This is a genomic window from Microcystis sp. M169S2 (assembly GCF_020245865.1).
GTDB lineage: Bacteria > Cyanobacteriota > Cyanobacteriia > Cyanobacteriales > Microcystaceae > Microcystis > Microcystis ichthyoblabe_A.
The window spans coordinates 1-6,398 of record NZ_JADBUB010000142.1 but is presented as its reverse complement, the minus strand read 5'-3'; the positions used below and the strand labels follow the sequence as shown (position 1 = coordinate 6,398).

The 6,398-nt window shown below is 47.0% G+C and carries 10 protein-coding genes; 8 read left to right on the top strand and 2 right to left on the bottom strand.

Going from position 1 to position 6,398, the window contains the following annotated elements:
* Both IM485_RS14810 and IM485_RS14805 read left to right on the top strand, forming a co-directional pair.
* Positions 1–424 (top strand): Rpn family recombination-promoting nuclease/putative transposase (locus tag IM485_RS14810; protein ID WP_287744045.1); only part of this gene is annotated, 424 nt, incomplete at its 5' end.
* Positions 425–453: 29 nt separating this feature from the next.
* On the top strand, positions 454–564 hold the full coding sequence (locus IM485_RS14805; RefSeq protein ID WP_223210947.1) for a DUF2887 domain-containing protein: 111 nt from the start codon (positions 454–456) through the stop codon (positions 562–564).
* A 65-nt stretch (positions 565–629) separates the two neighbouring features.
* Here the strand turns inward: IM485_RS14805 and IM485_RS14800 are convergent, their stop codons facing one another.
* The gene (locus tag IM485_RS14800; protein ID WP_002732720.1) at positions 630–947 is read right to left on the bottom strand and encodes a DUF3067 family protein; all 318 of its coding nucleotides are present in this window, start codon (positions 945–947) and stop codon (positions 630–632) included.
* 175 nt (positions 948–1,122) lie between these two features.
* On the opposite strand from IM485_RS14800, the gene efp reads away from it, so the two are divergent.
* The 6 genes from efp (at position 1,123) to IM485_RS14770 (ending at position 5,311) form a co-directional block, all read left to right on the top strand.
* Complete coding sequence (gene efp, locus IM485_RS14795; protein WP_149976790.1) at positions 1,123–1,680, top strand: elongation factor P; 558 nt, start codon at positions 1,123–1,125, stop codon at positions 1,678–1,680.
* Positions 1,681–1,846: 166 nt separating this feature from the next.
* A complete protein-coding gene (accB, locus tag IM485_RS14790) occupies positions 1,847–2,341 on the top strand; it encodes an acetyl-CoA carboxylase biotin carboxyl carrier protein (RefSeq protein WP_104397570.1) in 495 nt (164 codons plus the stop codon).
* 5 nt (positions 2,342–2,346) lie between these two features.
* Entirely contained in the window at positions 2,347–3,333 is a 987-nt protein-coding gene (locus IM485_RS14785; protein WP_287744040.1) for a zinc-dependent alcohol dehydrogenase family protein, read from the top strand.
* 139 nt (positions 3,334–3,472) lie between these two features.
* Complete coding sequence (locus IM485_RS14780; RefSeq protein ID WP_002746650.1) at positions 3,473–4,159, top strand: ATP-dependent Clp protease proteolytic subunit; 687 nt, start codon at positions 3,473–3,475, stop codon at positions 4,157–4,159.
* Between the two features lie 35 nt (positions 4,160–4,194).
* On the top strand, positions 4,195–4,794 hold the full coding sequence (locus tag IM485_RS14775; RefSeq protein ID WP_002734165.1) for an ATP-dependent Clp protease proteolytic subunit: 600 nt from the start codon (positions 4,195–4,197) through the stop codon (positions 4,792–4,794).
* 112 nt (positions 4,795–4,906) lie between these two features.
* Positions 4,907–5,311: a DUF1622 domain-containing protein gene (locus IM485_RS14770; RefSeq protein WP_104397511.1), complete on the top strand. Its 405-nt coding sequence runs from the start codon at positions 4,907–4,909 to the stop codon at positions 5,309–5,311.
* A 72-nt stretch (positions 5,312–5,383) separates the two neighbouring features.
* Here the strand turns inward: IM485_RS14770 and IM485_RS14765 are convergent, their stop codons facing one another.
* A complete protein-coding gene (locus IM485_RS14765) occupies positions 5,384–6,058 on the bottom strand; it encodes a response regulator transcription factor (protein ID WP_287744047.1) in 675 nt (224 codons plus the stop codon).
* Between the last annotated feature and the right edge of the window lie 340 nt (positions 6,059–6,398).

The window sequence follows — 6,398 nt, the reverse complement described above, 5'->3', positions numbered from 1 at the left end:
CCAATTAATCACCCTATCTAAAGCAAAAGCGATTGATAGCACCCGAAAATTAATCCAAAGAGTGCGGGAAGAATTAACCCCCGACCAAAAACCGCAAGAACTCTTACAATTAATAGAGACGATTCTCGTTTATAAGTTACCACTTCTCAATCTTCGGGAGATAGAAACTATGTTTAGTTTAGATGAATTAAAACAAACTCAGTATTTTCAAGATGTGCGCGAGGAAGCGCGTCAGGAAGGTCGTCAGGAAGGTCGTCAGGAAGGTCGTCAGGAAGGTCGTCAGGAAGGCATTGAGCAAGGCAGACTAAACAAAGCATTAGAGGCGGTCCCTCGTTTGTTAGCCCTAGGGTTAAGTGTTGAGCAAGTCGCATCCGCCTTAGAGTTAGAGGTTAAACAGGTTAGAGCTATACAAAAAGGGACATAAAAAAAGCGATCGCCTTTTAGAATAAAAGCATGAAAACTGACACGATTTTTTATCAACTCTTTCAATCATTCCCCTCTATCTTCTTTGAATTAATTCAACTCCCTGGTTTAAGTATTCTCAATGTTAGTAAAATCCAATAATCCCAGTAATGCTAGTATATTTGAGTAATACCCACAAATTTCGATGATGTAATTGTAATAACTGATCACTGATCACTGATCAGCCATTCCGATGCCCTTTCACCCAGATCTAGGGGCAGACTAACCGCTTTACCGAGACGGGGACGCTCACGGGTTTCGCGGATAAAAGCTTGAAATTGACTAACACCACCCCATTCGTGGAGATAATTGGCGATCGCATTGAGATGTTCCAGATATTCAGACTCGGAGAGGGGAAAAGAAGCTTGTTCGAGATATTTCCACATTACCTGGACATGAACCTTATCTTTGATGCGTCGTAGCTGGATATCGTAGGAACGACCCCATTTTTCTAGTAATAATTGCTGTAAGTCCACACCCGTCATGGTTGATATCGCTTCTCAGATGTCAGTCAGTCAATTAATTCTAACTTACTTTTAGCTGCTGCCCCTAGGTTAGTTCACCGCGCTTCGATTCAGACAAATTCCCATAAAAAAGTTTTTTCGGTGCGGCGAGTATGTAAAATAGAATGTTGATCTTTCTTGGCCTAAACAGCATTTCATGATTTCGAGTAACGACTTTCGGAGCGGCACAACCATCCAGATCGATGGCTCTGTCTGGCGGGTGGTGGAATTCCTGCACGTTAAACCGGGTAAGGGATCGGCCTTCGTGCGAACCAAGTTAAAAAATGTCCAGACCGGCAACGTGGTAGAACGGACGTTCCGGGCGGGGGAAACCTTGCCCTCAGCCACGATCGAAAAGCGTACCATGCAGCATACCTACAAAGAAGGTGATCAGTTTGTCTTCATGGACATGGAGACTTTTGAGGAAGCAACTCTCACCCCGGTACAAATGGGCGATCAAGCCAAGTATCTGAAAGAGGGAATGGAAGTTAATATTCTCTTTTGGAATGAGCAAGTGTTAGATGTGGAATTGCCCACCTCGGTAATCTTGGAAATCACCGATACAGATCCTGGAGTCAAGGGAGATACGGCCACCGGTGGCACCAAACCGGCGATCGTAGAAACGGGAGCGCAGGTGATGGTTCCCCTGTTTATTTCCATCGGTGAAAGGATTAAAGTGGATACCCGGGATGGTTCCTATCTGGGACGGGAATAATTGTGATGAGAAGCCCAGAAATGAGGGCTTAGGGACGGGTTTAGGATTAAAGCCAGTGTTTCTGAGCCTGTTTACCAAAACTTAGCCGCTAGATGGGAAAAATCGACGGTTTGGTGGGTGCGAATTTGGATTTGTTGCTTTTTATTTGCGGGGGGATTTCAGAGCGGTGACTATTGATTACAACGAAATTCGAGAACTGATCAAAACATTGGCAGCAACGGATATCAGTGAATTTAGCCTGAAAAGTGGAGATTTAGAGCTAAATATTCGCAAAGGAACCGTTAATACTGCCCTTAGTCCTCTCCCCGCTCCCTTACCGGTGGTGACAGCCCCGGTCGCCCCTCCAGTGGTAGCCGCCAGTCCCACCCCGGCCCCGGAAACCCTCACCCCCGAACCCGTAGCAGCCCCTATTGATAAAAAATGGCTGGCGATTACCTCTCCCATGGTCGGCACTTTTTATCGCGCTCCCGCTCCCGATGAACCGTCTTTCGTGGAAAAAAACGATCGAGTCCGGGTCGGACAAACGGTCTGTATCATCGAAGCGATGAAGTTGATGAACGAAATCGAAGCGGAAGTGGCCGGGCAAATCGTCGAAATCGCCGTCGCTAACGGTGAACCGGTAGAATTTGGCCAGACGTTAATGTGGGTTAATCCCGAATAGATAGAATGAAAGCTATCCTCATGACCGCCGTGGATGTGCTGCAGCTTCAGCAAGTCCCCACCCCGAAAATTAGTCAACCGCATCAGGTTTTAGTAGCATTAAAAGCCGCTGGTGTCAACCCTATTGATACAAAAATTCGTAAACGCGGCACTTTTTACCCCGAGCAAATGCCAGCCATTTTGGGCTGTGACGGGGCGGGAATTGTCGAGGCCGTTGGGGCGGCAGTGCAGGATTTTCGCCCCGGGGATGAAGTGTACTTTTGCAGCGGCGGACTGGGCAGGGCTGGCACGGGAAATTATGCCGAATATGCCCTAATCGACGCGGATTATCTAGCCCACAAGCCGAAATCTCTTTCTTTTGCCGAGGCGGCCGCTGTACCTTTGGTTTTAATCACCGCTTGGGAAGCACTCTATGATCGCGCCCGTCTTCAGTCGGGACAAAGCGTACTTATTCATGGCGGGGCCGGGGGTGTTGGTCATGTTGCGATTCAATTGGCGAAACTGAAAGGGGCTAAAGTTTATACGACGGTGGGAAATAGCGATAAAGAGCGTTTAGTGCGGCAATTAGGGGCAGATTACCCGATTTTATACAAACAAACCGATTTTGTCGCGGCGATACTTCAAGAAACCGCAGGGAAAGGAGTAGATATCGCTTTTGATACGGTGGGAGGGGAAACTTTTAGGCAAACTTGCCGAGCGGTGCGAGTGTACGGCGATATGGTGACGATTTTGGAACCTACGGGCAGCTGGAAGGAAGCACGCGATCGCAATTTGCGGATTAGTTTAGAATTAATGTTAACCCCGGCTTTGATGGGACTGCCAGAAGCGCAAAAATATCAAACAGAAATTCTCAGACAAGGGGCGCGTTTAATTGACGAGAAAAAGTTAACTATTCATCTCTCCCAAACCTTTCCTTTAGCGGCAGCTATCAGCGCTCATCAACTCCTAGAAACTGGTTCGGTGACGGGGAAAATAGCCCTAATTATCGACTAGAAATCTGCTTGTTACTACTGGTGAACAGCAGAAGTTGTTAAAGCAGGGAGAGGACAAATCACCGCTACACTTTTGCCAATCGGTCAACCTGATTACGTTAAAATCAAAAGCAGGATACTGTGTATGACGGAAAAACTCGATGAACTCAGTGATTAAAGCGGTACAAACTGCCTATTATGGGGATGCAGCCTATCGGACACCACCACCGGACTTAGAATCTCTCCTGCTCAAAGAGAGAATTGTCTATCTGGGGTTGCCTTTATTTTCCTCCGATGATGTCAAGCGCAATGTCGGGGTGGACGTGACGGAATTAATTATCGCTCAACTGCTCTACCTGCAATTTGACGATCCCGAAAAACCGATTTTCTTCTATATCAACTCTACCGGCACATCCTGGTACACTGGTGACGCGATCGGCTACGAAACCGAAGCTTTCGCCATCTGTGACACCCTCAACTACATTAAACCTCCCGTTCATACTATCTGTATCGGACAGGCCATGGGAACTGCAGCGATGATTCTTTCCGCAGGAACCAAGGGTTTTCGCGCCTCCTTACCCCACGCTACCATTGTTCTCAACCAAAATCGCACCGGGGCCCAGGGACAAGCCACCGATATCCAGATTCGTGCCAAGGAGGTAATCGCCAATAAACAGACGATGTTGGAAATTTTCTCGAAAAATACGGGTCAAACCACCGAAAAACTGGCGAAAGATATGGATCGCACCTTCTATCTCACCCCACAACAGGCGAAAGACTACGGATTAATCGATCGCGTTCTCGAAAGTCGCAAGGAACTACCGAAACCCCTCGCCCAAGTTAGTTAAGATTTATTACAAATTAGCAGGAGTTGTTACCAATTATGCCTATCGGTGTGCCAAAAGTTCCCTACCGTCTGCCTGGTAGCCAATACGAACAGTGGATTAGCATTTACAGCCGTCTTTCGGTGGAACGCATTCTTTTTTTGGGGCAGGAAGTCACCGACGGGTTAGCCAATGCCCTTGTGGCCCAAATGCTTTATCTCGACTCGGAAGATCCCACTAAACCCATCTATCTCTATATCAACTCGCCGGGGGGTTCCGTTACCGCCGGTATGGCCATCTACGACACCATGCAGTACATCAAAGCGGAAGTGGTGACTATTTGTGTGGGATTAGCGGCCTCTATGGGGGCATTTTTACTGGCTTCCGGTAGTCCGGGTAAGCGTCTCGCCCTTCCCCATGCGCGGATTATGATTCACCAACCCATGGGCGGAACTGGGCGCCGTCAAGCGACGGATATCGACATTGAAGCTAAGGAAATCCTGCGTATTCGCCAGCAATTAAACGAAATTATGGCTAATCGCACCGGACAAACCATCGAACGCATCGAAAAAGACACGGACCGCGATTATTTCCTCTCCGCCGAGGAAGCCGTCGCCTACGGTTTAATCGATAAGGTGGTGGAGGGAAGACCGGCTTAAGTCAGTCAGAGGTTAGAACAGGCGAGAAACCTGTTCTAACTGCCATTGGACAAACTTCCTTAGATGGTAGGTTGGTTTATCGGATAATCCCATAAGAGGATATCTGTTGGGTATGGAATTTTTAGCAACGTTAGAAACAGGCTTGATCTCTGCGGTGGCAATCATCAAGTTTTGCCTAGAAAGTATTTCGATCGCTTGTGTGGTGATCGGATTAATTAAAACCCTACAATTAGCTTGGCAGTCTCATCGTCACCGTCGCAGTCTTCCCCCTTTTTCCTTCAATCAAATTCGCATTCGTTTCGGTACTTGGCTATCTTTAGCCCTAGAGTTTCAGTTAGGTGGAGACATCGTGGCTACCACCGTCACACCCACTCTGGAAGCCTTGGCAAAACTCGCCCTCATCGCTATTATCCGAACTTTCCTCAACTATTTCCTCAGCCAAGAATTGGAAACGGAATTGTCCATGGAAAAAGAGCGATCGCAACTAGCAGCCAGGGACAATCTCAGGGATTTTTAATGCTAAAAAAAGGTAAGTTGACAATCACCTGACACTAAGCCCTGATAAGTTGAAAAACTTTTTCAGCAAGCTCTAGATAGTCAACAGCTTATTACTTGTGATCGCCCATTGGGTCAATTCCGTGCGATTATGAAGACCAGTTTTATGGAGCATATTCGACACATGACTTTCGATTGTCCGTTGACTAACATTGAGTTTTGCGGCGATTTCCCGATTAGCCAGTCCCTGGGCGACCAGTTGTACTACTTTTAATTCCGTTGGGGTTAATTCCACATTACCCGGGACTTGAACAGGGGTGACATCCGGGGAATGGATGCGGGTGCTGCGTTTCGGCAATCGGCCCGCTTGTGTGAGGGAAGACTCCACCAGGGCCACTAATTCTTCCGGTTCAAAGGGTTTGACCATATAGACATCGGCGGTTACACCTGTTACCTTGTCCTGACTGTCCCCCTCAGGGGAGAGAAAGATCACGGGAATGCAACTAAAACGACTGTCCTGACGAATTTTTTCGAGGAAGGCATAACCGTCCATTTCCGGCATCATCAGATCACAGATAATTATATCGGGCATTTCCGCTGCTTTGGCCGCATTTGCCCCGCGTTCGAGGATTTCTAGGGCTTCCCGACCGTTTTCTGCGGTTGTCACCCTATAACCACGAAACTCTAGATAATCCTTCACCAAAAGTATTAAATTTGGGTCATCGTCGATTAATAAAAGTTGTTTATTGTCTTTGTTGGTCTCTTTCATCGGTATTTTCTGGGCTGCAGGGTTGGGGGAATGGAGACGGACAAAGGATCGATAGGCACTCATGCAACGGTTAGTTAGGGTTTCCTGAATAAATCTAAAAACCTTATCCAACAAGGTTTTTAGACTTTTTTTCTCTCAAAAACTGCCGACCATTGGAGTGATTGGGGGGAAAATTCTGGGACTTTTTCCCTAAAAATTAGGCTCTACCGAACCTGTCATGTAAAACTATCAATAACTCATGCTTGTAAAGTTTGTACACTAAGGCTTTGAGTTTTTGTTAGATTGATATTTATCAACTTTAGAGCCTTGCTGTGCAGAGAAGGAGCTTGAGGAATTTTCT

Coding starts and splice junctions, on each gene's coding strand:
- efp (WP_149976790.1), top strand. CDS start 1,123: ATGATTTCGAGTAACGACTTTCGGAGCGGCACAACCATCCAGATCGAT.
- IM485_RS14805 (WP_223210947.1), top strand. CDS start 454: ATGAAAACTGACACGATTTTTTATCAACTCTTTCAATCATTCCCCTCT.
- IM485_RS14780 (WP_002746650.1), top strand. CDS start 3,473: ATGAACTCAGTGATTAAAGCGGTACAAACTGCCTATTATGGGGATGCA.
- IM485_RS14800 (WP_002732720.1), bottom strand. CDS start 947: ATGACGGGTGTGGACTTACAGCAATTATTACTAGAAAAATGGGGTCGT.
- IM485_RS14785 (WP_287744040.1), top strand. CDS start 2,347: ATGAAAGCTATCCTCATGACCGCCGTGGATGTGCTGCAGCTTCAGCAA.
- IM485_RS14775 (WP_002734165.1), top strand. CDS start 4,195: ATGCCTATCGGTGTGCCAAAAGTTCCCTACCGTCTGCCTGGTAGCCAA.
- IM485_RS14765 (WP_287744047.1), bottom strand. CDS start 6,058: ATGAAAGAGACCAACAAAGACAATAAACAACTTTTATTAATCGACGAT.
- IM485_RS14770 (WP_104397511.1), top strand. CDS start 4,907: ATGGAATTTTTAGCAACGTTAGAAACAGGCTTGATCTCTGCGGTGGCA.